Source organism: Rhodovulum visakhapatnamense, assembly GCF_004365965.1.
Taxonomy (GTDB): Bacteria; Pseudomonadota; Alphaproteobacteria; order Rhodobacterales; family Rhodobacteraceae; genus Rhodovulum; species Rhodovulum visakhapatnamense.
Map to the genome: position 1 here is coordinate 76,356 of NZ_SOEB01000004.1, position 22,657 is coordinate 99,012.

At 69.2% G+C, this 22,657-nt stretch carries 20 protein-coding genes and 1 pseudogene; 11 read left to right on the plus strand and 10 right to left on the minus strand.

Annotated elements, in window-relative coordinates:
• On the minus strand, positions 1-1,053 hold the full coding sequence (gene selD, locus EV657_RS04895; RefSeq protein WP_134077300.1) for a selenide, water dikinase SelD: 1,053 nt from the start codon (positions 1,051-1,053) through the stop codon (positions 1-3).
• A 197-nt stretch (positions 1,054-1,250) separates the two neighbouring features.
• On the opposite strand from selD, the gene EV657_RS04900 reads away from it, so the two are divergent.
• From EV657_RS04900 to amaB, 3 genes are read left to right on the plus strand one after another with little or no spacing between them, the layout of a single operon-like run.
• On the plus strand, positions 1,251-2,537 hold the full coding sequence (locus EV657_RS04900) for an NAD(P)/FAD-dependent oxidoreductase (protein WP_134077301.1): 1,287 nt from the start codon (positions 1,251-1,253) through the stop codon (positions 2,535-2,537).
• Between the two features lie 12 nt (positions 2,538-2,549).
• The gene (locus EV657_RS04905; RefSeq protein WP_134077302.1) at positions 2,550-3,971 is read left to right on the plus strand and encodes a hypothetical protein; all 1,422 of its coding nucleotides are present in this window, start codon (positions 2,550-2,552) and stop codon (positions 3,969-3,971) included.
• 46 nt (positions 3,972-4,017) lie between these two features.
• On the plus strand, positions 4,018-5,526 hold the full coding sequence (gene amaB / locus EV657_RS04910; RefSeq protein ID WP_134077303.1) for an L-piperidine-6-carboxylate dehydrogenase: 1,509 nt from the start codon (positions 4,018-4,020) through the stop codon (positions 5,524-5,526).
• A 6-nt stretch (positions 5,527-5,532) separates the two neighbouring features.
• Here the strand turns inward: amaB and EV657_RS04915 are convergent, their stop codons facing one another.
• The gene (locus tag EV657_RS04915; RefSeq protein WP_134077304.1) at positions 5,533-6,432 is read right to left on the minus strand and encodes a MurR/RpiR family transcriptional regulator; all 900 of its coding nucleotides are present in this window, start codon (positions 6,430-6,432) and stop codon (positions 5,533-5,535) included.
• Positions 6,433-6,687: 255 nt separating this feature from the next.
• Between EV657_RS04915 and EV657_RS04920 the strand changes: the two genes are divergently transcribed.
• The 7 genes from EV657_RS04920 to EV657_RS04950 are packed head-to-tail and all read left to right on the plus strand — an operon-like array spanning position 6,688 to position 13,951.
• Positions 6,688-7,755: a substrate-binding domain-containing protein gene (locus EV657_RS04920; protein ID WP_134077305.1), complete on the plus strand. Its 1,068-nt coding sequence runs from the start codon at positions 6,688-6,690 to the stop codon at positions 7,753-7,755.
• A gap of 2 nt (positions 7,756-7,757) precedes the next feature.
• A complete protein-coding gene (locus EV657_RS04925; protein ID WP_134077306.1) occupies positions 7,758-8,840 on the plus strand; it encodes an ABC transporter ATP-binding protein in 1,083 nt (360 codons plus the stop codon).
• Positions 8,840-9,697 carry an ABC transporter permease gene (locus EV657_RS04930; protein ID WP_113669511.1) on the plus strand — a complete coding sequence of 286 codons (858 nt, stop codon included), beginning with the start codon at positions 8,840-8,842 and terminating at the stop codon, positions 9,695-9,697. The genes EV657_RS04925 and EV657_RS04930 overlap by 1 nt, the downstream gene beginning before the upstream one ends.
• Entirely contained in the window at positions 9,698-10,471 is a 774-nt protein-coding gene (locus EV657_RS04935; RefSeq protein ID WP_134077307.1) for an ABC transporter permease, read from the plus strand.
• A gap of 14 nt (positions 10,472-10,485) precedes the next feature.
• Complete coding sequence (locus tag EV657_RS04940; RefSeq protein WP_134077308.1) at positions 10,486-11,727, plus strand: diaminopropionate ammonia-lyase; 1,242 nt, start codon at positions 10,486-10,488, stop codon at positions 11,725-11,727.
• The gene (locus EV657_RS04945; protein ID WP_134077309.1) at positions 11,724-12,980 is read left to right on the plus strand and encodes a Zn-dependent hydrolase; all 1,257 of its coding nucleotides are present in this window, start codon (positions 11,724-11,726) and stop codon (positions 12,978-12,980) included. Before EV657_RS04940 ends, EV657_RS04945 begins: the two co-directional genes overlap by 4 nt.
• Positions 12,977-13,951: an N-carbamoyl-D-amino-acid hydrolase gene (locus EV657_RS04950; RefSeq protein WP_134077310.1), complete on the plus strand. Its 975-nt coding sequence runs from the start codon at positions 12,977-12,979 to the stop codon at positions 13,949-13,951. Before EV657_RS04945 ends, EV657_RS04950 begins: the two co-directional genes overlap by 4 nt.
• Before the next feature lie 27 nt (positions 13,952-13,978).
• On the opposite strand, the gene EV657_RS04955 is transcribed toward EV657_RS04950, so the two are convergent.
• From EV657_RS04955 to EV657_RS04990, 8 genes and pseudogenes are all read right to left on the minus strand, one after another.
• Entirely contained in the window at positions 13,979-15,019 is a 1,041-nt protein-coding gene (locus EV657_RS04955; RefSeq protein ID WP_134077311.1) for an HlyD family secretion protein, read from the minus strand.
• Positions 15,020-15,029: 10 nt separating this feature from the next.
• Entirely contained in the window at positions 15,030-16,601 is a 1,572-nt protein-coding gene (locus tag EV657_RS04960; protein ID WP_243837486.1) for an MFS transporter, read from the minus strand.
• A 47-nt stretch (positions 16,602-16,648) separates the two neighbouring features.
• The gene (locus EV657_RS04965; RefSeq protein WP_075784094.1) at positions 16,649-17,086 is read right to left on the minus strand and encodes a MarR family winged helix-turn-helix transcriptional regulator; all 438 of its coding nucleotides are present in this window, start codon (positions 17,084-17,086) and stop codon (positions 16,649-16,651) included.
• Positions 17,087-17,190: 104 nt separating this feature from the next.
• A complete protein-coding gene (locus EV657_RS04970) occupies positions 17,191-17,439 on the minus strand; it encodes a DUF6525 family protein (protein ID WP_256714592.1) in 249 nt (82 codons plus the stop codon).
• A 113-nt stretch (positions 17,440-17,552) separates the two neighbouring features.
• A pseudogene (locus EV657_RS22500) lies at positions 17,553-17,660 on the minus strand (GTP-binding protein); the annotation flags it as partial.
• 156 nt (positions 17,661-17,816) lie between these two features.
• Positions 17,817-18,470 (minus strand): YggS family pyridoxal phosphate-dependent enzyme, encoded by a 654-nt coding sequence (locus tag EV657_RS04980; RefSeq protein WP_134077374.1) that lies wholly within the window; start codon positions 18,468-18,470, stop codon positions 17,817-17,819.
• A complete protein-coding gene (locus tag EV657_RS04985) occupies positions 18,460-20,622 on the minus strand; it encodes a tetratricopeptide repeat-containing sulfotransferase family protein (RefSeq protein ID WP_134077313.1) in 2,163 nt (720 codons plus the stop codon). The genes EV657_RS04980 and EV657_RS04985 overlap by 11 nt, the downstream gene beginning before the upstream one ends.
• A gap of 147 nt (positions 20,623-20,769) precedes the next feature.
• The gene (locus EV657_RS04990) at positions 20,770-21,816 is read right to left on the minus strand and encodes a porin (protein ID WP_134077314.1); all 1,047 of its coding nucleotides are present in this window, start codon (positions 21,814-21,816) and stop codon (positions 20,770-20,772) included.
• A gap of 305 nt (positions 21,817-22,121) precedes the next feature.
• On the opposite strand from EV657_RS04990, the gene EV657_RS04995 reads away from it, so the two are divergent.
• The gene (locus tag EV657_RS04995) at positions 22,122-22,637 is read left to right on the plus strand and encodes a DUF3576 domain-containing protein (protein WP_075784099.1); all 516 of its coding nucleotides are present in this window, start codon (positions 22,122-22,124) and stop codon (positions 22,635-22,637) included.
• Positions 22,638-22,657 lie beyond the last annotated feature (20 nt).

Consider the following 22,657-nt stretch of genomic DNA (forward strand, 5'->3'; position numbering starts at 1 on the left):
TCAGCCAAGCACGACCCCCGGCGCGGCGCCATCGGCCGTCTCGATCCGGCCGATCCGCGCGGCCGCTTCGAAGCCGTGCCGGGCAAAGACCTCCAGCACCGCCCCTGCCGTGTCGGGGGCCGCGCTGACCAGAAGCCCGCCGCTGGTCTGCGGATCGGTCAGAAGCGCGCGGTCGTCCTCGGCGAAGCCGTCGGGCAGCCGGACGCTCGCACCATAGCTTTCCCAGTTCCGGCCCGAGGCGCCGGTCGCGCAGCCCGCCGCCAACAGCGCGCGCACGCCGTCCATCACCGGCACCGCGTCCCAGTCCAGCACCGCCCGGCATCCCGCGCCCCGCGCCAGTTCCAGCGCATGGCCCGCCAGCCCGAAGCCGGTCACGTCGGTCAGCGCGTGCACGCCGTCAAGCGCCGCCAGATCGGGGCCGGGCGTGTTCAGCCGCGTCGTGGTGTCGATCATCCGGGCATAGCCGTCCGCATCAAGCAGCCCCTTCTTCAGCGCGGCCGACATCACGCCCGTGCCAAGCGGCTTGCCGAGGATCAGCAGATCGCCCGGCCGCGCACCGGTATTGGCCCGCACCCGGTCGGGATGGACGAGGCCCAGCGCCACCAGCCCGTAGATCGGCTCGACCGAATCGATGCTGTGCCCGCCCGCGACCGGAATGCCCGCCGCCGCGCAGGCTGCGGCACCGCCTTCAAGGATACGGCCGATGGTGGCGGTCGAAAGCTTCGCGATGGGCATGCCCAACAGCGCCAGCGCCAGGATCGGCCGCCCTCCCATGGCATAGACATCGCTTAAGGCATTGGTCGCGGCGATGCGGCCGAAATCATAGGGGTCGTTCACCACGGGCATGAAGAAATCCGTGGTCGCGACCAGCGCCTGGGTGTCGTTCAGCCGGTAGACCGCGGCATCGTCGGAACTGGCGGTGCCGATCAGCAGATCGGGCGGCACCGGCAGGCCGGGCATCTTCGCCAGCAGCTCGCTCAGCACCCCGGGCGCGATCTTGCAGCCGCAGCCGCCGCCATGGGCCAGGGACATCAACGCGGGCTCGTCGGTCATGCCGGGTCTCCTTTCGGGCAGTCCCCGCGATAGGACCGCCCGCAGGGCCCCGCTGTCAACGGAAAGCCTGTGCGGCGCGTGCCATCCCCGATGGCAGAGGGCCGCCTTTGACGCATCCGGCACTGGCGGCGGGCGCGCGGCTGGGGCATGTCGGAGGGGAGGCGGTTGCCCGCCGCGCCGGTCGACCGGAGCCCGAGATGCAGAACGACCACCGATCCCATGGCCTGTGGGAAGAGACCGCGCCCGCGCTGGCAGTGGCGGACACGCCCCCGCTGACAAGTCCCGCCGAGGCCGATGCCGTCATCGTCGGCGCGGGCTATACCGGGCTGTCGGCCGCGCTGCATCTGGCCGAGGCCGGACGGCGGATCGTGGTGCTTGAGGCGGCCGAGGTCGGCTTTGGTGCCTCGGGCCGGAATGTCGGGCTGGTCAATGCCGGGATGTGGACCCTTCCCGACCAGATGCCGAAGGCGCTGGGTCCCCTCTACGGACCCCGGCTGCTGGAGCTTCTGGGCTCGGCCCCGGCCGAGGTCTTTGCCCTGATCGCGCGCCACGGGATCGCCTGCGAGGCGGTGCGGAACGGCACGCTTCACTGCGGGGTCGGTGCTGCCGGGCTGGCCGAGCTGACCGAGCGCGCCCGGCAATGGCGCGCGCGCGGCGCCCCCGTCGAGCTGCTGGATGCCGCCGAGGCGCACCGCCGGATCGGCGGCGGGTCCTATGCCGGGGCGCTGTGGGACCGGCGCGCGGGCACCCTGCAGCCGCTGGCCTATGCGCGCGGGCTTGCCCGGGCCGCGATGGCCGCGGGCGCCACGATCCATGCCCGGAGCCCCGTGACCGGGATTGCCCGCGAGGGCGCCGACTGGGTGGCCCGGACCCCGACCGGGCAGGTTCGCGCGAAATGGCTGGTGCTGGCGACCGACGCCTATACCCGGCAGGTCGCGACCGGGTTGCGCCGCGAACAGATCCGCCTGCCCTATTTCAACATGGCGACGCCGCCCTTGCCGCCCGATATCCGCGCCACGATCCTGCCGGGCGGCGAGGGCTGCTGGGATACCAGACGGGTGCTGTCCTCGTTCCGGCTCGATGCCGACGGACGGCTGGTCTTCGGGTCGGTCGGGCAGCTGGCCGCGCCCGATTTCGCCGTCCATCGCGACTGGGCCCTGCGCGCCATGCACCGGATCTTTCCGCAGCTGAGGGGCATCGGCTTTGCAACGCACTGGTTCGGCTGGATCGGCATGACCGGCGATCACCTGCCGCGCCTGCACCTGCCGGGCGAAAACGCCCTCGCCATAGCGGGTTATAACGGCCGGGGCATCGCGCCCGGCACCGTCTTCGGCAAGGCCATCGCGGCCCATGTCGCGGGCGATCTGCCGCTTGAGGCGATGCCGCTGCCGGTCTCGAGGATCGCGCCCGCGCCGCTGCGCCGGGGGCGGGAGCTTTTCTTCCGCGCCGGGGCGGTGGCCACACATCTTGTCTCCGACCGCTGACGGAACCCGACCATGCCAAGCCTGCACCTGACCCGTCCGGTCCCGCCCGAAATCCTGTCCCGTGCCGCGGGCGGCCTGTCGATCCTCATGCTGTCGGCACTGATCGCGGGGACGCTTGCCACCGGGCGGCTGGCGGGCGCCGGGGCGGTTCTCGATATCGCGGCCGTCGCGGCGGTGGCGCTGGCGCTGTTGCGGCTCGACCGGGTGTCGCGGATCGCGCGGATATTCCTTGGCGCCGCCGCGCTGTCGGTCGCGCTGGTGGCCGCGACGCTGCCCGAGGCGATGCCCGCGATGCGGCAGGCGCTGATGCAGGGCACGGCCTTTTCGGCCTTCCTGACGGCGCTGGGGCTGATCCGGGCGCCGGTGCGCGGCTCGAAGGCCATCGCCCGGGCGGCCGAAGCGCTGTTCGCCCATACCGCCCGGGTGCGGATCGTCGCGGTCAGCCTCGGCGCGCAGGCGATTTCGGTTCTGTTCAACATCGGCACCATCGGCATGATCTCGGATATCGCCGCCGATCACGATGCCCGCCGCGCGACCGAGGGGCGGCGGCGGATCGACACCGGGGCGATGACGCTGGCCGCGCTGCGCGGCACGCTGATGATGACGGTCTGGTCACCGATCGGGCTCGGCTTTGCCATCGTCACCAGCGCGATCCCCACGCTCGACCCGGTGCTTTTCCTGGCGCTGGCCCTGGCCGCGGCCCTGACCATCGCGGTCGTCACGGCCCTTCTCGACGCGCGGAAGGCCCCCGCGCCGTCCGGGCAGGCGGCCGAGGCCGCGCCGCCGGGCTCGGCCGGGGCGCTGGTGGCGGTGCTGGCCGCCGTGGCCGGGCTTGTCGCGGTGACGATCCTTCTGCACCGGCTGCTGGACATCAGCTTCCTCATTGCCGCCTGCATCGTACTGCCGCTCCTGGCCGTGATCTGGCCCCGGATCGAGCGCGGCCTGCCCCGGTCCGGGGGCAGCGCGCTGGTCCGGGTCTCGGCCGCCTCCGAGGGCATGGCGACCGAAAGCACCATCTTCCTTGCCGCCGCCGTGATCGGGGCGGCCGTCGCCCAGGCGGCGCAGGCGATGGGCATCGACGCGCTGATCGAGCGCGGGTCCCTGCCGCCGCTTGCGGTGATCCTCGCCTGTCTGCTGGCGATCCCGGCCGCGGGCGCGCTGATGATCCCGCATTCCATCGTCATGGTGATGGCCGCGCAGCTGTTCGGCGCCAGCCCGGTCGGCGCCCAGCACCCCTATGCGCTGGGGCTGGCGCTGTGCCTGGCCTGGGCGCTGGCGATCTCGGCCTCGCCGATCTCGGCCATGTCGATCATCACCGGTCGGCAATTGCACCGCCCGCCCCATCATGTGAGTTTCAGGGTCAACCGGGGCTTCACGCTGATCGCCATGACACTGGCCGTGGCGATGACAGCCCTCGTCTATGTCGTCGAATAGGCCGCTCCCGGCACTCCCGGGCCGCGCCCAACAGGAAGGATCGCAGATGACCCTCAGGACCGACACCGAAGCCCTTCTGGCAACTCTCGGCGTCGACCGCAGCGCCTTTACCGGCGGCGGCATGGCCAGCTTCTCGCCCATCACCGGCGAAGAGATCGCCGATGTCGCGCCTGCCACCGCCGAAGAGGCCGCCGCCGCCATCGCCCGCGCCAGCGCGGCCTTCCGGGTCTGGCGCATGGTTCCCGCGCCGAAGCGGGGCGAGCTGATCCGGCTGTTCGGCGAAGAGCTGCGCGCGGCCAAGGCCGAACTTGGTCGGCTGGTGTCGATCGAGGCCGGCAAGAGCCCCTCGGAAGGCGCGGGCGAGGTGCAGGAGATGATCGACATCTGCGACTTCGCGGTGGGTCTGTCGCGCCAGCTTTACGGGCTGACCATCGCGACCGAGCGTCCCGGCCACCGGATGATGGAAACCTGGCACCCTCTGGGGGTCGTCGGCGTGATCTCGGCCTTCAATTTTCCCGTCGCGGTCTGGTCCTGGAACACGGCGCTGGCGCTGGTCTGCGGCGATCCGGTGATCTGGAAACCCTCGGAAAAGACCCCGCTGACGGCATTGGCCTCGATGGCAGTGCTGGCCCGCGCGCTCAAGCGGTTCGGCGAGGCGCCCGAGGGGCTGGTGCAGGTGCTGATCGGTGGCGCCGAGGTCGGCGCGGCGCTGGTCGACAGCCCCGATGTGGCGCTGGTCTCGGCCACCGGCTCGACCCGGATGGGGCGGATCGTCGGGCCGAAGGTGGCGGCGCGCTTCGGCCGTGCGATCCTGGAGCTTGGCGGCAACAACGCGGGCATCGTCTGCCCTTCGGCCGATCTCGACATGGCGCTGCGGGCCGTGGCCTTCGGGGCTATGGGCACGGCCGGGCAACGCTGCACCACCCTGCGCCGGCTTTTCGTGCATGAGGATGTTTATGACACGCTCGTACCCGGGCTGATCCGGGCCTATGACTCGGTCACCGTCGGCAACCCGCTGGAAAGCTCGGCCCTGGTCGGGCCGCTGATCGACGGCGCCGCCTATCGGGCGATGCAGGCCGCGCTGGCCGCGGCCCGCGCGGCGGGCGGAACCGTTCATGGCGGCGAGCGCGTGGCCATCGGCCCCGACACCGCCTTCTACGCCCGCCCCGCGCTGGTCGAGATGCCCGAGCAGACCGGCCCGGTTCTGGAGGAAACCTTCGCGCCCATCCTCTACGTGATGAAATACAGCGACTTCGACGCGGCGATCGAGGCGCATAACGCGGTCGGCGCGGGGCTGTCGTCTTCGGTCTTCACCACCGACCTGCGCGAGATGGAGCTGTTCCTGTCGGCCCGCGGGTCCGATTGCGGCATCGCCAACGTGAATATCGGCACCTCGGGCGCCGAGATCGGCGGGGCCTTCGGTGGCGAGAAGGAAACCGGCGGCGGGCGCGAAAGCGGCTCGGATGCCTGGAAAGGCTACATGCGCCGCGCCACCAACACCATCAACTATTCGCGCGATCTGCCGCTGGCCCAAGGCGTCGTCTTCGACATCTGAGGCGGTTCAGGAGGCAGGGTCGGACAGCTCCAGTTCGTCGAGATCCTCGCGCAGGGTCTCGACCGCGTTCAGGTGCAGAAGGCCCGCCTCGCCCAGCGCGGCGGCGCACTCCGTCGCCAGAAGCCGCATCAGCGCCAGAGCCCCGGCATAGGAATCGCGCGGCGTGCGGGTTTCCACCGCGCAGGTGAAGGTCCAGGCGGCATGGGCCGGGGCGCCGCGCAGGCTGGCATCGCAGACCAGCAGCACCCGCGCGCCGCGCGCGGCCACCGCCTGCACCAGCCGCGAGAACCGCGCCGGGCGCCGCCTGAGCCCGACGATCACCGCCACATCCTCGGGGCCGAGCCCGGCGACGCCCTCGGCCGCGGTCTGTCCATCCAGCAGAAGCGGCGCGACATCGGGCCGGATCTGGGCCAGCTGGGCGGTCAGGTAGTCGGCCAGAAACCGGCTGTTGCGAAATCCCATGACCCGCACCCGCCGCGCCCGCCCCAGAGCCCCCGCCGCATCGCGCAGCACGCCCGGATCGACCCGCGCCAGCGTCGCCTCGATCAGGTCGGCCTCGGCCCGGATCAGCCGGGCGAAGGGCCGCCCCTCCTGCCCCGGCTCGGCCTCTTCGGTCATGAACAGCGGCGAGCCGGTCTCGCGCAGCTTGCGGGCATCGAGCCGGGCGCTTTCGAAATTGCGATAGCCCAGCCGCTGCACGATCCGGCTGACCGTGGCGTTCGAGACGCCCGCCTGCGCCGCCAGTTCCGAGGCGCTCCAGACCGCCATTTCATGGGGCGCCGACAGGATCGCATCGGCCACCTTGCGCTCGCCGCCCGGCAGGCCGTCATAGGCGCGGTGGATCCGCTTGAGCAGCGATCCGGCCAGCTCGGCCCCGTCCTCGGTCTGTGCGCCCGGCTTGGTCATGGCCTATCGTTTTCACAGATCCGACTCTGGCGCAAATCGGTTTTCATGTCCCGCGCGCTGGTCCTGTTCGGACGGTCCGAGGGACATACTGTGCCTGATTTCAAGGCATATCCGGGCGCGATGCGCCCACCCGTGCAGCAAATCCGATATGAAAATATTCTTTCTTCATTTTTGCTTTTACGAAAATTTATTTTCCCATCCAGTCTGGCGCCAGGACGGCCTGCCCCTTCCCGTTCCGCTACGAAAGGACACCGCATGAACCGCAGAGACCTTCTGAAGACTGCCCTGGCCGGGACGGCGCTCGGCGCCTTCGGACCCGCTTTCCGGGCCGATGCCGCCACCGGCATCCTGTGGATGACCTGGGAGAACCTGGCCAAGGACGACTACCTTGCCCCGTTCCTCGCCGCCAACGACATCGCCCTGACCAAGACCTTCATCGGCACCGATGACGAACAATTCGCCAAGCTGCGCGCCGGCGGCGCCGATTCCGTCGACCTGATCACGCCCGGGCTCGACAAGGTGGAATACTACACCGCCTCGGACCTGCTGCAGCCCATCGACTTTGCCAGGGTGCCGAACGCCGCCAAGCTGTACGACACCTTCAAGCAGACCCCGCTGGGCAAGGTCGACGGGCAGACCTACGGCATCCCGTTCTACTGGGGCATCAACCCCATCGTCTACCGCGCCGACCTGATGGAAGCCGAACCAGACTGGTCGGTCTTCTTCGAGGGCGACGCGTATAACGGCAAGCTGGCCATGCGCGACTATGCGCTGGAAGGCATCATGATCGCCGCGATGTATCTGGGCATCCCCGAATCCGAGATGTTCACCATGGACGACCGCCAGCTGGCCGAGGTGAAGAAGGTTCTGAAGATCCAGAAATCGAAGCTGCGCACCTACTGGAACTCGATCGGCGACCTGACCAACCTCTTTGCCACCGGCGAGGTGGTCTGCGCCTTCTCCTGGGTGCCGCCCTATTACGAGCTTCGCGCCAAGGGCATCGACATGGGCATGGCCAAGCCCAAACAGGGCGTCATCGGCTGGTGCGATACCATCGCGGTGCCGAAGGGCGTCGAGGGCGCCCGGCTCGACGCGGCCTTCGCGCTGGTCGACTACCTGCTGGGCCCCGATTACGGCAAGATGCTGGCGGTGGGCGGGCCCTATGCGCAATCGACCTCGGCCGCGCGGGATCATCTGACCGAGGAGCAGCAGGACAAGATCTTCATCAAGGACCTCTCGGTGATGGACAGCTTCGTCTGGAAGCAGAACCCGCCCCGCTATGGCGACTGGGTCGCGCTCTGGAACGAAGTGAAGGCCAGCTGAGAATGGCTGTCGCCGAAAACACCGCAGCCGGGCGCCGGACGCGCCCGCTGCTGGAGGCCATCGCGCTTTACAAGTCCTACGGGTCCGTTCAGGCGGTGCGGGGGATCGACCTTGCGCTGGCGCATGAAAGCTATGTGACCCTGCTGGGCCCCTCGGGCTGCGGCAAGACCACTCTCCTGCGCATGGTCGGCGGCTTCGAAGCCATCGGTTCGGGCACCCTGATGCTGGACGGAGCGCGGCTTGACGACCTGCCCGCGAACTTGCGGCCGATCAACACCGTCTTTCAAAGCTACGCGCTGTTCCCGCATCTGACGGTGCTGGAAAACGTGGCCTTCGGGCTCAGCTACCGGTCCCTGCCGAAAGACCGGATCAAGGCCCGCGCCCGCGAGGCGCTGGCGACCGTCCGGATGGAGGCCATGGCCGACCGCCGACCGCGCCAGCTGTCAGGCGGCCAGCAACAGCGCGTGGCGCTGGCCCGCGCCATCGCCAACGAACCGCGCCTTCTGTTGCTGGACGAGCCGCTGTCCGCGCTCGACCGCCGGATGCGCAAGGACATGCAGATCGAGCTGAAGGACCTGCAACGGCGGCTGGGCATGACCTTCCTGCATGTGACCCACGACCAGGAAGAGGCCTTTGCGCTGTCGGACCGGATCGTCGTGATGCGCGATGGCCGGATCGAACAGCAGGGCGCGCCGGGCGACATCTATGCCCGCCCCGCCACCGCCTATGTGGCCGATTTCATCGGTGGCGCCTCGTGCCTGCCGGGGCGCATCCTCGGTCAGGTCGGCAAGAGCTATGCCATCGAGACCGCACTGGGCCGCCATGTCGTGCCCGGGGTGAGCGGGCTGAGCGTGGGGGCGCGCGCGGTGCTGTGTCTTCGATCCGAGAAGGTGGCGCTGGGGGAAACCGGCACGCCTGCCCATGTGACACACGCGGTCTATCGCGGCGCCGACTGGCTTCTCGAATGCGTGGCGGGCGGGCAGATCTTTCAGGTTACCCATGTCGGGCCGCCCCCCGCCCCGGGCGAGACGGTGCGGCTGTCCTTCGACCCCGACCGGGTCTGGATCGCGCGGGAGGCCGCCTGATGCGCCCGCAATCCGCCGGAACCTGGCTGGCCCTGCCCGTGGTCGCGGCGCTGGGCGCGCTTTGCCTCGCGCCGCTTGCGATCCTCTTTGCCTATTCCTTCTTCTCGGTCGATTTCGTCACCATCTCGCATGACCCGAGCCTGAAGAACTACGCCCGCATCCTTCAGTCCGAGACCTATCGCGGGCTGATCGCCCGGGCCTTCGGATCGGGGCTGCTGGTCGCCGCGATCACCGCCGTGATCGGCTATCCCGTCGCCTGGTTCCTGGCCAAGCGGGCGGGCGCGGCCAAGACCATGCTGCTGACGCTGCTGCTGGTGCCGCTTTATTCCGGAGACCTTCTGCGCATCTTCGCCTGGCGGGTGCTGCTGGGGGCCGAGGGCGCGATCAACCGCAGCCTGATCTGGCTTGGCGCCATCGACGCGCCGTTGCAGGGGCTGCTGTTCAGCCCGCTCGCCACCCATATCGCGCTGACCTACAATTACCTGCCCTTCATGGTGATCGGACTGTGGCTGGCCTTCGAAAGCCTCGACGACGCCTGGCTGGAGGCCGCGGCCGATCTGGGCGCCCCCGGACGGGACCGGTTCCGCCGGGTGACGCTGCCCCTGACCGCGCCCGGGCTGATCGCGGGCGGGCTGATGGTCTTCGTGATGGTGGTGGGCGACTATCTGACGCCGCAGCTTCTGGGCGGGGCCTCGGGCGTGACCGTCATCTCGGCCATCAACGACCTGTTCGGCACCGCCTTCGACTGGCCGCTGGGCTCGGCCATCGCCTGGACGATGCTGGCGATCCTGATGCTGTGCTTCGGCGCGGGCGCGGTCCTGATCCGGCGGTCGAGCCTCGTTGCGGAGGGCGCCTGAATGTCCCGTCTCGGTACGCTCTGGGTCTGCCTCGTCTTCGGCTTCATGTATCTGCCGATCGCCATGATCGCGCTGTTCTCGGTCAATACCTCGGACGTCATGGCCTTTCCGCTGACCGGCGTCACCGGCCAATGGTTCGCCGAGATCCTCGGCGACGGCCGGCTTGGCGGCGGGTTTCTGACCACGCTGGCGGTGGCCTTTCCGGTGGCGCTTCTGACCACGCTCCTTGGGGCCGCCGCGGCGCTGGCGCTGAGCTTCTACGCCACCCGCTTCCGGGTGCTGTTCGCGGCGCTTCTGCTGCTGCCCTTCCTGGTGCCGCGGCTGATCCTTGCCGTGGCGCAACTGATCCTTTTCAAGGAACTGGGCGTGTCGCGGTCGCTGCTGACGGTGATCGCGGGGCAGTCGGTCATCATCCTGCCCTTCACCACGGTCATCGTCGCCTCGGTCCTGATCCGCATCGACCGCCGACTGATCGAGGCCGCCGCCGATCTGGGCGCCTCGGGCTGGTCCAGCTTTCGCCGCGTGGTGCTGCCGCTGATGGGCAACGGGCTGATGGCCGCCTGGGTGATCGCCTTCGTGCTGTCCTCGTCGGAATACGTCCTGACCGCCTTCCTTTCGGGCCGCCAGCAAGCCCTGTCGGTGCTGGTCGCGTCGGATTTCCGCTTCGACCTTTCCCCCAGCCTCAACGCGCTCGCCGTGCTGATCGTGCTGGGCAACATCGCCCTCGTGGTGATCGCCGAGGCGATCCGCCACCGCTCGGGGCGGCTCAACTGACCATGCAGGGGACCATGACCCAGACGCTTTCCTTCACCAACACCCTGGGCCAGGGCGCCCGGACCGAAATCGTTTCGAACCCGCATTGCGCGCCCGGCTACGGTCCCGCGCAGGAGGTCGTGCTGAACGACACCGCCTTCGCCCGCGCCCGCGCCACCATCGCCGCCTGGCCCGGCTATGCGCCGACCCCGCTGCTGAGCCTGCCCGGGCTTGCGGCCGAGGCCGGGATCGCAGGACTTTACTACAAGGACGAGGCCGGGCGCTTCGGGCTGGGCAGCTTCAAGGCGCTGGGCGGGGCCTATGCGGTGCTGCGGCTTCTGTCGCGCGAGATCGCGGCCCGCGAGGGCATCGCCGAGCCCACGGCCAAGGCAATCCTGGCGGGCGATCATGCCGCAACCGTCGCCGCCATCACCGTCTGCTGCGCGACCGACGGCAATCACGGCCGGTCGGTCGCCTGGGGCGCGCGCACCTTCGGCTGCCGCTGCGCGATCTTCATCCACGCGACCGTGTCCGAGGGCCGCAAGGCCGCCATCGAGGCTTATGGCGCCGAGGTCCGCCGCTGTGCCGGAAATTACGACGACAGCGTCCGCGAGGCGCAGGAGACCGCCACCCGCGAGGGCTGGTTCGTGGTCTCCGACACCTCCTATCCGGGCTATACCGAGGTTCCGAAGGACGTGATGCAGGGCTATGAACTGATGGCGGCCGAGGCCGCCGACCAGCTTGACGCGCCCCCCACCCATATCTTTGTGCAAACGGGCGTCGGCGGCGTCGCGGCGGCAGCAGCGGCCCATTTCCGCCGCCGCCATGGCGCGGCCGCGCCGAAGGTGATCCTGGCCGATCCCGAGGCCTCCGCCTGCTGGATCGAGACGATCCGCGCAGGAACGCCCACCGCCGTCACCGGCGATCTCAACACGCTGATGGCCGGGCTTGCCTGCGGCGAGGTCTCGCTTCTGGCTTGGGACGTGCTGAAACCGCTGGCTTTCGCCGCGGTCTCGGTCGCGGACGCGGATGCGGTGGCGATGATGCGGCGGCTCGCGCATCCGTTGCCGGGCGATCCGGCCATTGTCGCGGGCGAATCCGCCGTTGCGGGGCTGGTCGCGCTGATGGCGGCCGCGGCGCCCCCCGAGGCCGCGGCGGCGCTGGGTCTGGGGCCGGACTCGCGGGTTCTGGTCTTCGGGACCGAGGGCGACACCGACCCCGCGCTTTACGAGAAACTGGCCGGTCGCCCGGCCGCCGAGGTGAGGGCCGAGGCATGACAGCGGACCTGACGATAAATCTCGACCGGCTGATGAGCCGGATCGCCGAGCTGGGCCGGATCGGCGCCCTGCCCGGCGGCGGCTGCAAGCGGCTGGCGCTGAGCGCCGAGGATGCCGAGGGCCGCGCGCTGGTCACCGGCTGGTTCCGCGCGGCGGGGCTAGAGGTCCGTACCGACGTGATCGGCAATTGCTGGGCGATCCGGCCGGGGCGGTCGGGCGGCGCGCCGGTGGTGATGGGCTCGCATATCGACACGGTCGCGACCGGCGGGCTCTATGACGGGGTGCTGGGCGTGCTGGGCGGGCTCGAGGTCATCGAAAGCGCGATCGAGGCCGGAACAGAGACTGAAAAGCCCCTTGCCGTGGCCTTCTTCACCAATGAGGAAGGCGCCCGCTTCGCCCCCGACATGATGGGATCAGGCGTGGCGCAGGGCGGGCTCGACCTGGACGAGATGCTGGCCAAGGTCGGTATCGACGGGGTGAGCGTGGCCGAGGCGCTGGCCGCCATCGGCGCGGCCGGGCCCGACCCGGTGGGCGCGCTGGCACCCGATACCTATCTGGAGCTGCATATCGAGCAGGGCCCGGTGCTGGAGGCCGAAGGGCTCGACATCGGCGTCGTGACCGGGGTGCAGGGGATTTCCTGGACCGAGATCACGATCGAGGGGCAGGCCGCCCATGCGGGCACGACGCCCATGGCGCTGCGCCACGACGCGGGGCTTGTGGCGGCGCGGATCGCGACCGAGGCCCGCGCCATCGCCGACGCGTTCGGCCCGCCGCAGGTCGCGACCGTGGGCCGGATCGCGCTGACGCCCGATCTGGTCAACGTCATCCCCGAACGCGCCGTGCTGACCGTCGATCTGCGCAACACCGACGAGGCCCGGCTGCAGGCGGCCGAGGCCCGGCTTTTCGAGCGCGCCGAGGCCTTCGCCGCCGCCGGGGGCTGCCGGCTATCGCGCCGGACGCTGGCCCGGTTCGAACCGGTGGCCTTCGACGCAACGCTGGTCGACGCGGTCGAGGCGGAGGCCCAGGCGCTGGGGCTGACGCACCGGCGCATGCCCTCGGGGGCGGGCCATGACGCGCAGATGTTCGCGCCGCGCTGCCCCTCGGCGATGATCTTCGTGCCCTCGCAGGACGGCATCAGCCACAACATCCGCGAATTCACCGCGCCCGGACAGATCGCGCCGGGCGTGCGCCTGCTGGCGCAGGTGGCGCTGGCCCGCGCGGGCCGGATCGACCAGAAAGGACAGACCGAATGAGCCGCAAGATCGTCGCCGCCGCCGCCCAGCTGGGCCCCATCGCCCGGACCGAGCCGCGCAGCTCGGCCGTCGCGCGCATGCTGGCGCTGATGGAAGAGGCCCACCGGCGCGGCGCCCGCCTTGTCGTCTTTCCCGAACTGGCGCTGACCAGCTTCTTTCCGCGCTGGCTGATCGAGGACGAGGCCGCGCTCGATGCCTTTTACGAAACCGAGATGCCGAACGCCGACACCCAGCCGCTGTTCGACGCGGCGGCGCGGCTGGGCATGGGCTTTTATCTGGGCTTCGCCGAACTGCTGACCGAGGGCGGTCTCAAGCGGCGCTTCAATGCCTCGATCCTCGTCGATCCCGAGGGCCGGATCGCGGGCCGCTACCGCAAGGTTCACCTGCCGGGGCATTACCATCCCGAGGACTGGCGCCGCTTCCAGCATCTGGAAAAGCGCTATTTCGAACATGGCGATCTGGGCTTTCCGGTCTACGACTTCATGGGCGGCAAGGCCGGCATGTGCCTGTGCAACGACCGCCGCTGGCCCGAGACCTTCCGGGTGCTGGCGCTGCGGGGCGCCGAACTGGTCATGCTGGGCTACAACACCCCGCAACACTATCCGCAGGCGCCCGAACACGACCATCTGCAGGATTTCCACAACCATCTCAGCCTGCAGGCGGGCGCCTATGCCAATGGCTGCTGGGTGATCGGCACCGCCAAGGCCGGGCTCGAGGAGGGCTGCGAGCTGATCGGCGGCAGCTGCATCGTCGCCCCCACCGGCGAGATCGTGGCAATGGCGCAGACCCGTGGCGACGAGGTGGTGACCGCCGAAATCGACCTCGACCGCTGCAGCGAGCTGCGCAAGAACATCTTCAACTTCGCGCTGCACCGCGAGCCCGGCGATTACGGCCCGATCTGCGAGGGTGCCGAGGCCCGGGCGGCCGAACGCGACGCGATCACGACAGCCAGCCGGTTCGCGCGCGACTGATGCGCCCGGCGCCCGCCCCGGCCGGGTTCAGGTGCCGTCCCGCCGGGCGTGAACGACGACCGACATGCCCGGCGCCAGACGGTCCTCGCCGGTCTGGCCGGGGTCGATCTCGATCCGGACCGGAAGCCGCTGGGCGATCTTGGTGAAATTGCCGGTCGCCGTCGAATTGCCGAGCACGCTGAATTCCGAGGCGGTGGCGGGCGACAGCAGTGACACGGTGCCCGTGAAGCGCCTGTGGCCCAGCGCGTCGACCTCGAAGCGCACCGGCTGCCCCGGATGCAGGCCCGACAGGTCGGTTTCCTTGACGTTGGCGATCACCCAGATCCGGGCGGGAACCAGCGACATCATCGCGCTGCCCGCGGTCACGTATTGCCCGACCCGCACGTTGATCTGGCCAAGCCGGCCGTTTTCGGGCGCGCGGATCACAGTATGCTCGATGTCGATCTTGGCCAACTCGACCGCCGCCAGTTCGGCGGTCACGCGGGCGCTGAGGGTATCGGTGCGGACCTTGGCGGTGCCGACATCCTCGCGGGCAACATCCACGTCGCTCAGCGCCTCGGTCAGGGCGGCCTCGGCCTGGCGCAACCTCAGGTCGCTGTCTTCCGCATCGGCGGCCGAGATCACGCCCTTTGCGCGCAGCCGGTCCTGCCGGTTCCATTCGGCCCGGGCGGTATCGACCGCGGCGCGGGCGGCCTCGGCCGCGGCCTTGCGCGAGTCGAGCGTGGCGCGGGCAGAGTTGATGTCCTGGTCGTTGGCCTTCAGCGCGGCGCGGGCGCTGGCCAGTTCGGCCTCGGCCCGCGCCAGGGTCTGCCGGGCGGTCCGGTCGTCGAGCCGCACCAGCACGTCGCCGGTCGCCACCGTCTGAAAGTCCGACACAGGCACCTCGGTCACATAGCCCGCGATCTGGGGCGACAGTGTCGCCACATTGCCCCGCACATAGGCGTTCTCGGTGCGGATCTCGTCCCCGGCGAAGGGCGGCAGATGCCAGGCGAAAAGCACGATGCCGATGCCCAGCACACCGATGAGCACGATCAGAACGGTCGGAATATGGTGTTTCAGGATTTGCACGGAAGAAACCTCATTCGGGGGCGGCGCCGGGGCCGGCCATCCGCGCCCGCAACCAGTCGCGGGCGACATGGCCCAGAAGTGCGGCAAGCGCGCAGAAAGCCAGCGTCGAGACCAGGGCAGACACATCGTTATAGGCGGAAACCGTGGCCTCGCGGGTGACGTCGGATGCCAGCCGGGCGACCGCCTGGATCTGCAACTGGCCCGGGTCGCTGACGCTGGAGGAAAGCTGCGCCCGGATCTCGGCCAGCCGCCCGGCCACAAGCGGGTCGCCGACCTGCAGCTGGGCGTCGATCCACTGCGCATGGGCCGTGGTCCGGGCAGCCACGAAGGTCCGGTAAAGCCCCGAGCCGATGGTCCCGCCAAGGATCTGGCTCGACAGGAACACGATGACAAAGCTCAGCAGATATTGCGGGCCCTTGCCGAGCGCCTTGACCAGCCCGGCCGCCATCGCCGACGGCAGGAACAGCGCGGCGGCGAAGCCGACCATGCCCTGGCTCAGCATCCGCTGGGCCGGGCTGACATCGGAATTGGCATGGGCCTCCAGCGCCGAGCCGACCGCGATCAGCAGAAGCGCCACGACATGAATCGCGGGCACGCGCTCGATCTTCATCACCAGCGCGCAGGCGGCGCCGCCCGCCACGGTGGCCAGCGAGATCACCCAGAACAGCGGCGCGATCTGTTCGGGCGCGTAGCCCAGCGCCTGAAACAGGCCGGGCGCCCCGGCGGTCTGTTCGGACAGGATGATCCGGAAGACCAGCAGCGCCGCGCTGAGATGCAGGATCTCGGGCGTCGTCAGCCAGCGCACGTCCAGAAGCGGCGCCTTGCGATGCAGCTCGATCACCAGCGCCGCCACCACTCCGGCGATCGACAGCGCCAGCACCGGTCCGATCCAGGGCGCAGCGGTCCACCAGTAGATGTATCCGGTGGTAAAGCAGGAGACGAGCCCGCCGAACGCGACGGCGATCAGTCCGAAGGAGATCAGGTCGAGCCCCCGGATCACCCGGACCCGGTCGCCATGCGGCAGCGGCAGGCGGAACACCAGACACAGGCAGACCATCGACATGCCGAGCTTGAGCAGCAGGATGCTGGTCCAGCTGCCATCGGTGAGGATCCCGGGGCTCAGCGCCCGCGCCAGCGGCATGCCGAGCGACATGAAGGTCAGCGCGCATGGCAGGCCCAGCCTCATCTTCAGCCGCTGCGGCAGCGGTTCCAGCGCATAGAGGATGGCCAGCGTCGACAAGGGCGCCGCCGAGATCCCCGACAGCAGCTCGACCGCCAGCGCCGAGCGCAGATCGACGGTCAGCAGGCTCAGAAGCGCCACCGCCGCATAAAGCGCGATGGACACTTCGGCAAAGCGGCGCAGCCCGTATTGCGCCCGGATCTTGATCAGCATCAGCGGCAACGAAGCGCGCGGGGCCATGAAGGCCACGATCAGCCAGGAAGTCTGGCTTTGGGTGGCGCCAAGCTCGCCGGCCAACGTCGGGATATTGGCCGCCAGAAAGCCCTGCCCCAGCGACTGCGAGACGCCGATGAAAAGCGAGGCGCCGATATAGGCCAGGGCCAGCGGCAGCGGTTTCGGCACGAAAGGCGGAGGTTCTGGCACGGGAGGGGCGGATGGCGGCGTCTCGCTCAACGGGCGCCCATCGCATCGAGGTTCCGCTGGATCTTGCGGATCGTCGCCAGCGCCCGGTCAAGCTCGTCGGGATCGATGCCGCGATAGACCTCTCGCCGCAGATCGTCGGTGAACTCCGTGACATCTCGCGCCTGCCGACGGGCGTCCGCCGTCAGATAGAGGCAGCGCACCCGCTTGTCCTCGGCCGAGAAGCGACGTTCGACCAGACCCGCCGCCTCGAGCGCATCGAGGGTGCGGTTCATCGAGGGCGTCCGGATATCCAGCCGCTCGGCCAGTTCGACCTGGGTCAGCCCCTCGCAACCGGCGATGGTGACCAGCGCCTGTGCCCGCGCATAGGTCATGTCAAGCGCGGTGGCGCGCGCATTGAACCGCTTGCGGATCCCCCGCACCAGCCGGAACACCTCGGGCAGAAACGTCTTCTGAACGGCCTGCATCGCCGGATCGCCTTTAATTACCCTGCTAATGATTAGGAAGATAAGGTTTCGCCCGGCAGAGGCAAGCAGGTACGGTTCACGACGTCTCGACAGAGCGGGAAAGGTCAGCGCCTCAGGGCGCCCGCCTCGCGGTCGAGCGTCGCCCGCTCGGCCGCGTCGAGGCGGGCCAGCGCTTCGGCTTCCGACCCGGTCTCGGCCAGGGCGCGTGCCCAGATCCGCGCGACCGAGGCGGCGCTCCAAGGCAAAACCGCCCGGGCCACCCAGGCCCGGGCCGGGGCAGGCAGGCGATCATGCGCCGCCATCGGGCAATGCCGCCGCCTTCGCCGCAACGGACTGCTCGCGTTGCCGGTCACGCCCGACGGCCCCAGTGCGAGAACGGGTCGGGTGGCCGCGCCCCGGCTTCCGGGTAGAACCGCGTCTCGGGCACCATCCACCGGTCGAGCAGGGCCCTGATCCGGGCGCGGTTCACCGCCATCCGGCGGCCCTCACGGGTTTTCAGCACATGGTTGAGGAGCGTGGTCTTTCCGGCCCCGAGAAAACCGGAAAGGACGGTTACGGGAAGGCGGTCGGCCATTTGGCACTCGGATGATACACTATATTATACGATATAGTATAACATACATGGTGGGGCAAGTGACCGTTCCATCGCCAGCGCCGAAGTCGGGATATGGTCGGCAGCGGCTCGGATCCGCGCCGGACGCGATTTTTCGCAGAAAAATCGGCCGCCCGTTCAGCTGTAGCTGCGGGCGCCGAAGATCGCGCTGCCCACGCGCACATGCGTCGCCCCCAGCGCGACAGCCTGTTCGAAATCGTCGCTCATGCCCATGGAAAGGCCCGAAAGCCCGTTCCGCGCCGCGATCTTCGCCAGAAGCGCGAAATGCAGGGATGGCGTCTCCTCGACCGGCGGAATGCACATCAGCCCCCGCACCGGCAGATCCATCCCCCGGCATTCGGCGACAAAGGCATCCGCCTCGGTGGGCAGCACCCCAGCCTTCTGCGCCTCCTCCCCGGTATTCACCTGGACGAAGAGATCCGGGCAGCCGCCCCGCTCCTGCGCGTGATCGGCCAGCCGCCGGGCCAGCCTGAGCCGGTCGAGCGAGTGGATCGCATCGAAAAGCTCAACCGCCTGCCGCGACTTGTTGCTTTGCAGCGGGCCGATCAGGTGCAATTCGACCCCTGCGAACCGCTCGCGAAAGGTCGGCCACTTGCCCGCGGCCTCCTGCACCTTGTTCTCGCCGAAGATGCGCTGGCCCTCCTCCAGCACCGCCTCGACCCGCTCCAGCGGCTGCACCTTCGAGACGGCGATCAACGTCACCGACCCGGGCGCGCGCCCGGCCGCCCGTTCCGCTTTTGCCAGCCGCGCGCGAATATCCTCAAGCCCCATTGTCGTCTCCGATTGCATCGCCCAGCGCCTCGGTCAGCTCGGCCAGCTCGTCGGCATGCCGCTGCCAGGCCTTCATCGAGGTGGCATAGATCGGCTGCCGCACCTGGGCGAGGCTCAGCGTCGCCACCCGGCGCTCGGTCTTGTGGAAATTCAGGCAATTGTCCTGCCAGTCCAGACCGCAGGCCGCGACCAGCGCCCGGGCCTGGGTCTCGGGATCGGCGATCAGGTCCTCATAGCGGATCTCGTAAAGATCGCCGGGCAGCTTCCTGCGCCAGAAAGCGATCATCTCGAGGAACATCCGGTAGTACAGCCCCAGATCGCGCAGGTTGGTCGCGTAGCGGTGCGTGCCCTCGGCAAACATGTTCTTGTAGATCGACAGGCAGATGTCGCGCGGATCGCGATGCACGACCACGATCCGGGCGCGGGGCAGCGCCAGCCGGACCAGCCCGGCCACCATATAGGTCTGGATCGACTTGTCGCTCACCAGATCCGACCCCGGAAACCGGCTCCGGAACTCTGTCTCGATGCGATGGCCCAGCGCCGCGATCTCGGCATCGCCGATCCGGTCGAGCGGCCGCAATCCGTCCGTCCCCTGCAGCAGCTTCATCGCCTCGGCCGCCACATAGACGATTTCGCCGCCGCCCGTGACCCGCGAATGACTGGCCACGATCTGCTCGACCAGAGTGGTGCCCGAGCGGGGCATGCCGGTGACGAAAATCGGCGCGTACTCCGCGACGCCCTCGATTTTTCGCTCAGAAAAATCGGTGCCCTCGAAGGCGGCCATCACCGCGTCGATCTCGGCCCGGCGTTCGGCGATGTCATAGGGATGCCGCGCCCGCATCAGGTCATTGGCGGGCCGAAGATAGGTGAAGACCCGGTCATGCGCCTTGATCTGCTCCATCGCGCGCGACAGCGCGAATCCCAGATGCATCCGGCTTTCGTCACCCAGCGCCGGATCGGCGAAAAGCGCCTCCATCCGGGCCAGCAGAGGATCTTCGGGCGTCACCTTGTAGGTGGCCAGCATGGTCCGGTAATGCTCGCCGTTGCGGGGCTCCAGCGCGATGGCCTGCCGGAAATCCGCCTCGGCGGCGGCAAACTCACCCAGCGATTGCAGCAGCATGCCGCGCAGACTGTAGCCCAGCGCCAGACCCGGCTCGGCCGCAATCGCGGCGTCGAAACTGCCCCGCGCGGTCTCGGTGCGGCCTTGCTTGGCCTGCGCCTCGGCCAGGCGGACACGGACGATGGCGCGGTCATGCCCGGCCGCCATCGCGGCCTCCAGGACTTTCTCGGCCGCCGCCGGGTCTCCGGTCTCCATCAGCAGATGCGCCAGTGCCAGATGCCCGTCGAGATAACGGGGCTCGGCCGCCACCGCCCGGCGAAGCGCCGCCTCGGCCTCGGCCTTCCGCCCGAGCCGGGCGAGCCCCTCGCCCAGCGCGACCAGCGTCAGCGGGTTCTTCGGCGCGCGCGCCAGTGCGGCCTCCAGGTGCCGGACGCCCGCCGCCACGTCGCCGGTCCGGACCAGAAGCCGACCGAGCCCACTGCGCAATTCGGGGTAGTCGGGCGCCAGCGCCAGCCCCGCCTCAAAGCTCGCGCGGGCCGCGGCGGTCTTGCCCTGATCGACCCGGGCAGCGGCCAGCAGGGCAAAGGCCACCGCCGAATCGGGATGCGCCCGGGTCAGGGCCTCGGCGCGCCGTTCGGCTTCGCCGGGGCGGCCCGCGCGCAACGCGGCCAGCACCGCCTCGGCTGCCTGCGGCGGCGCCGACCCAAGCGGGGCGCCGCCTTTCGCGGGGGCAAGCCGGGCCTCGAGCGTCGAAAGCAGCGCCGCGGGCAGCCCTGCCTTGCGCGCGGCCTTCAGAAAGCGCGTGGTCCGGGCGGGATCGCCAAGCCGGGCCAGCGCCCCGGCCTCCATCTGCCAGATCGCAGCCTCGGCGGGCCGGGCCTTGCGCGCCGTTTCGAACCGGGCGGCGGCCTCGTCCGCGGCACCGCGTGCCAAAGCGATCCTGCCAAGCTGGACCGCGGCCTCGGCCAGTCCGGGCTGACCGTCGAGAAGCGCGCGATAGGCCGCTTCGGCCGCCTCGATCCGGCCCGCGCGCTGCAGCCGCTGCGCCTCGTCGAAGCGGCGCTTCGTCTCGGTCTGGCTCAGCGGCAGCATGGTCGAACTCCTTCCGGGGCGGTGTCGGGGCCGGGGTAGCACGCCGCCGCCGCCTTGTCGATTTCGCGCCGGGCGCCGAACGCCGCCCCGCAAATGAAAAGAGCGGACCCGAAGGCCCGCTCTTCCCAATTCGAAGTCCGGTTGGACTTAGAAGGACATCGCAACGCCGAGCGAGTAGGTCTCGAAGTCGCCGTCCACATTGTCCACGTCCGAGTCGCTGTAGCCAGCGACGATCGCGGCGCCGCCGCCCAGATCGTAGGCCGCAGTCAGAGCCCAGCCATCGGCATCGCCGATGTCGGCTTCAAACTTGCCGTAGCTCACGCCCACCGACAGCGCGTCCATGGTGTAGCCCAGGCCGACCGCATAGTGGTCGATATCCGAGTTGCCAGCGCCGCTCGGATCGTAGTTCGAGTATTCGAACCCGGCTTTGAAGCCGTTGTTGAAGTCGGCCGACACGGTCGCGGCAATGATGTCGACTTCGGTGCCAGCGGCCCAAGTCAGAGTGGTGTAGTCTTCCAGGTTGCCCGGAGCCCAGCCGCCGAGGCCAGCTTCCAGGTATTGGTAGCCGAGGCCGAAGCCGAGGCCAACGCCGCCCATGTCGGTGTTGTAGCTGATCGCCAGGGCGTAGCCGTTGTCGGCGTCGTCGGTGCCGCTGTCGTCGTCGTTCAGTTCCATCGACGCCGAGAAGCCGAAGTCGCCGAAGGCGTAGTCGTAGCGCAGGATCTGGTTGTCGTAGGCGGCGTCGCCATACGAGCCCTGGTAGCCGGCGTGAACGGTTTCGTCGTCGCCGATGCTGTACTGGCCGACAGCGTTGTGGGCTTCGGTCAGGCGCTTGTCGACGGCGCCGTCGATTTCACCCAGGGTCAGGGTGCCGAAGTCGCCCGAGATGAACACGGCTTCGTTGTCGAGCGTGACGTTGCCGTTTGCGTTCGGCTCGGCTTCGGTCGAGAAGTCGACCGAGATCCCGAAGGACAGGCCGCTGTCGGTCTGGCCCGAGCCGACGACCGTCAGGGTGAAGTCGTTGTTGAATTCGGTGGTGGAGTCGTCGCCGTTACCGACAAAAGTGCTGACGCCCGGGGCGTCTTTGCCGCCGCCGACGATACCCATTTCCGCCGAGCCCGAGAAGGTGATGTCAGCCGCAGCGAAGCCGGCCGAGGCAACCAGCGCGGTGGTCGCGAAGAGAACCTTTTTCATGGTTTTCCCTCATTCGTTTCTAGATGCACCTCAGGCCGGAGCCCCGAACTGAGTATGTTGGTGGTGTCGCTCCTCCCCCCCTGAATTGCAAGGAACACGGTCCGGGACCGCGAACGCTCCGCCCGATTGATGCAGCGATGCCACACAGCGGGTCCTGCCCCGGCGGGCCTCGGAACAGCCTGCCGCACCCGCTGTCGGCCTTGCCGCGGGACGCGCGCGCAAACGAGCCTTTGAAAAGGGAAAAACCTTGTCGGCTTTCCATGCCTCCGGTAAAGACCCGAAAAGGATCGAAGGGGATAGTGAGAATGACCGTTTCCAGCTTCTCGCGCGTGGCGCTGATCGCCGTGGCAACGGCCGGTCTTTCGGGCTGCGGCGGCGGATGGTTCGGCGGCAGTTCCAGCCCCGAGGCGCGGCAGGCCAATCTGGATGCTCAGTACGAGAACACGCCGATGGCCGAAGTCGAACGCGAGCGCAAGACGTCGTCGTCGGTCTGGGATCTGTTCAACAGTGACGACCCCAATGTGACCGTCGAGGTCAACAAGTACCTCTGGCAGGCCTCGCTGGAAGTGTTGAACTTCCTGCCGATTCGGTCGGTCGATCCCTTTACCGGCGTGATCGCGACCGATTACGGCACCCCGCCCGGCGGCGGTCGGGCCTATCGTGCCACCGTCTATGTGCAGGACCCCGCGCTCGATGCGCGGTCGCTGAAGGTGTCGCTGCAATCGAAGGGCGGCGCCGTCAGCCAGGAAACCGTGCGCGCCGTCGAGGACGCGATCCTGACCCGCGCCCGCCAGCTTCGCGTCCGCGACAGCCGGCTCTAGCCTTCTTCCGAAGCCCGCCC

What these genes read in the sequence shown, in the direction of transcription:
- selD (WP_134077300.1), bottom strand. Translation starts at nt 1,053, where the DNA reads ATGACCGACGAGCCCGCGTTGATGTCCCTGGCCCATGGCGGCGGCTGC.
- EV657_RS04900 (WP_134077301.1), top strand. Translation starts at nt 1,251, where the DNA reads ATGCAGAACGACCACCGATCCCATGGCCTGTGGGAAGAGACCGCGCCC.
- EV657_RS04905 (WP_134077302.1), top strand. Translation starts at nt 2,550, where the DNA reads ATGCCAAGCCTGCACCTGACCCGTCCGGTCCCGCCCGAAATCCTGTCC.
- amaB (WP_134077303.1), top strand. Translation starts at nt 4,018, where the DNA reads ATGACCCTCAGGACCGACACCGAAGCCCTTCTGGCAACTCTCGGCGTC.
- EV657_RS04915 (WP_134077304.1), bottom strand. Translation starts at nt 6,432, where the DNA reads ATGACCAAGCCGGGCGCACAGACCGAGGACGGGGCCGAGCTGGCCGGA.
- EV657_RS04920 (WP_134077305.1), top strand. Translation starts at nt 6,688, where the DNA reads ATGAACCGCAGAGACCTTCTGAAGACTGCCCTGGCCGGGACGGCGCTC.
- EV657_RS04925 (WP_134077306.1), top strand. Translation starts at nt 7,758, where the DNA reads ATGGCTGTCGCCGAAAACACCGCAGCCGGGCGCCGGACGCGCCCGCTG.
- EV657_RS04930 (WP_113669511.1), top strand. Translation starts at nt 8,840, where the DNA reads ATGCGCCCGCAATCCGCCGGAACCTGGCTGGCCCTGCCCGTGGTCGCG.
- EV657_RS04935 (WP_134077307.1), top strand. Translation starts at nt 9,698, where the DNA reads ATGTCCCGTCTCGGTACGCTCTGGGTCTGCCTCGTCTTCGGCTTCATG.
- EV657_RS04940 (WP_134077308.1), top strand. Translation starts at nt 10,486, where the DNA reads ATGACCCAGACGCTTTCCTTCACCAACACCCTGGGCCAGGGCGCCCGG.
- EV657_RS04945 (WP_134077309.1), top strand. Translation starts at nt 11,724, where the DNA reads ATGACAGCGGACCTGACGATAAATCTCGACCGGCTGATGAGCCGGATC.
- EV657_RS04950 (WP_134077310.1), top strand. Translation starts at nt 12,977, where the DNA reads ATGAGCCGCAAGATCGTCGCCGCCGCCGCCCAGCTGGGCCCCATCGCC.
- EV657_RS04965 (WP_075784094.1), bottom strand. Translation starts at nt 17,086, where the DNA reads ATGCAGGCCGTTCAGAAGACGTTTCTGCCCGAGGTGTTCCGGCTGGTG.
- EV657_RS04980 (WP_134077374.1), bottom strand. Translation starts at nt 18,470, where the DNA reads ATGGGGCTTGAGGATATTCGCGCGCGGCTGGCAAAAGCGGAACGGGCG.
- EV657_RS04985 (WP_134077313.1), bottom strand. Translation starts at nt 20,622, where the DNA reads ATGCTGCCGCTGAGCCAGACCGAGACGAAGCGCCGCTTCGACGAGGCG.
- EV657_RS04990 (WP_134077314.1), bottom strand. Translation starts at nt 21,816, where the DNA reads ATGAAAAAGGTTCTCTTCGCGACCACCGCGCTGGTTGCCTCGGCCGGC.
- EV657_RS04995 (WP_075784099.1), top strand. Translation starts at nt 22,122, where the DNA reads ATGACCGTTTCCAGCTTCTCGCGCGTGGCGCTGATCGCCGTGGCAACG.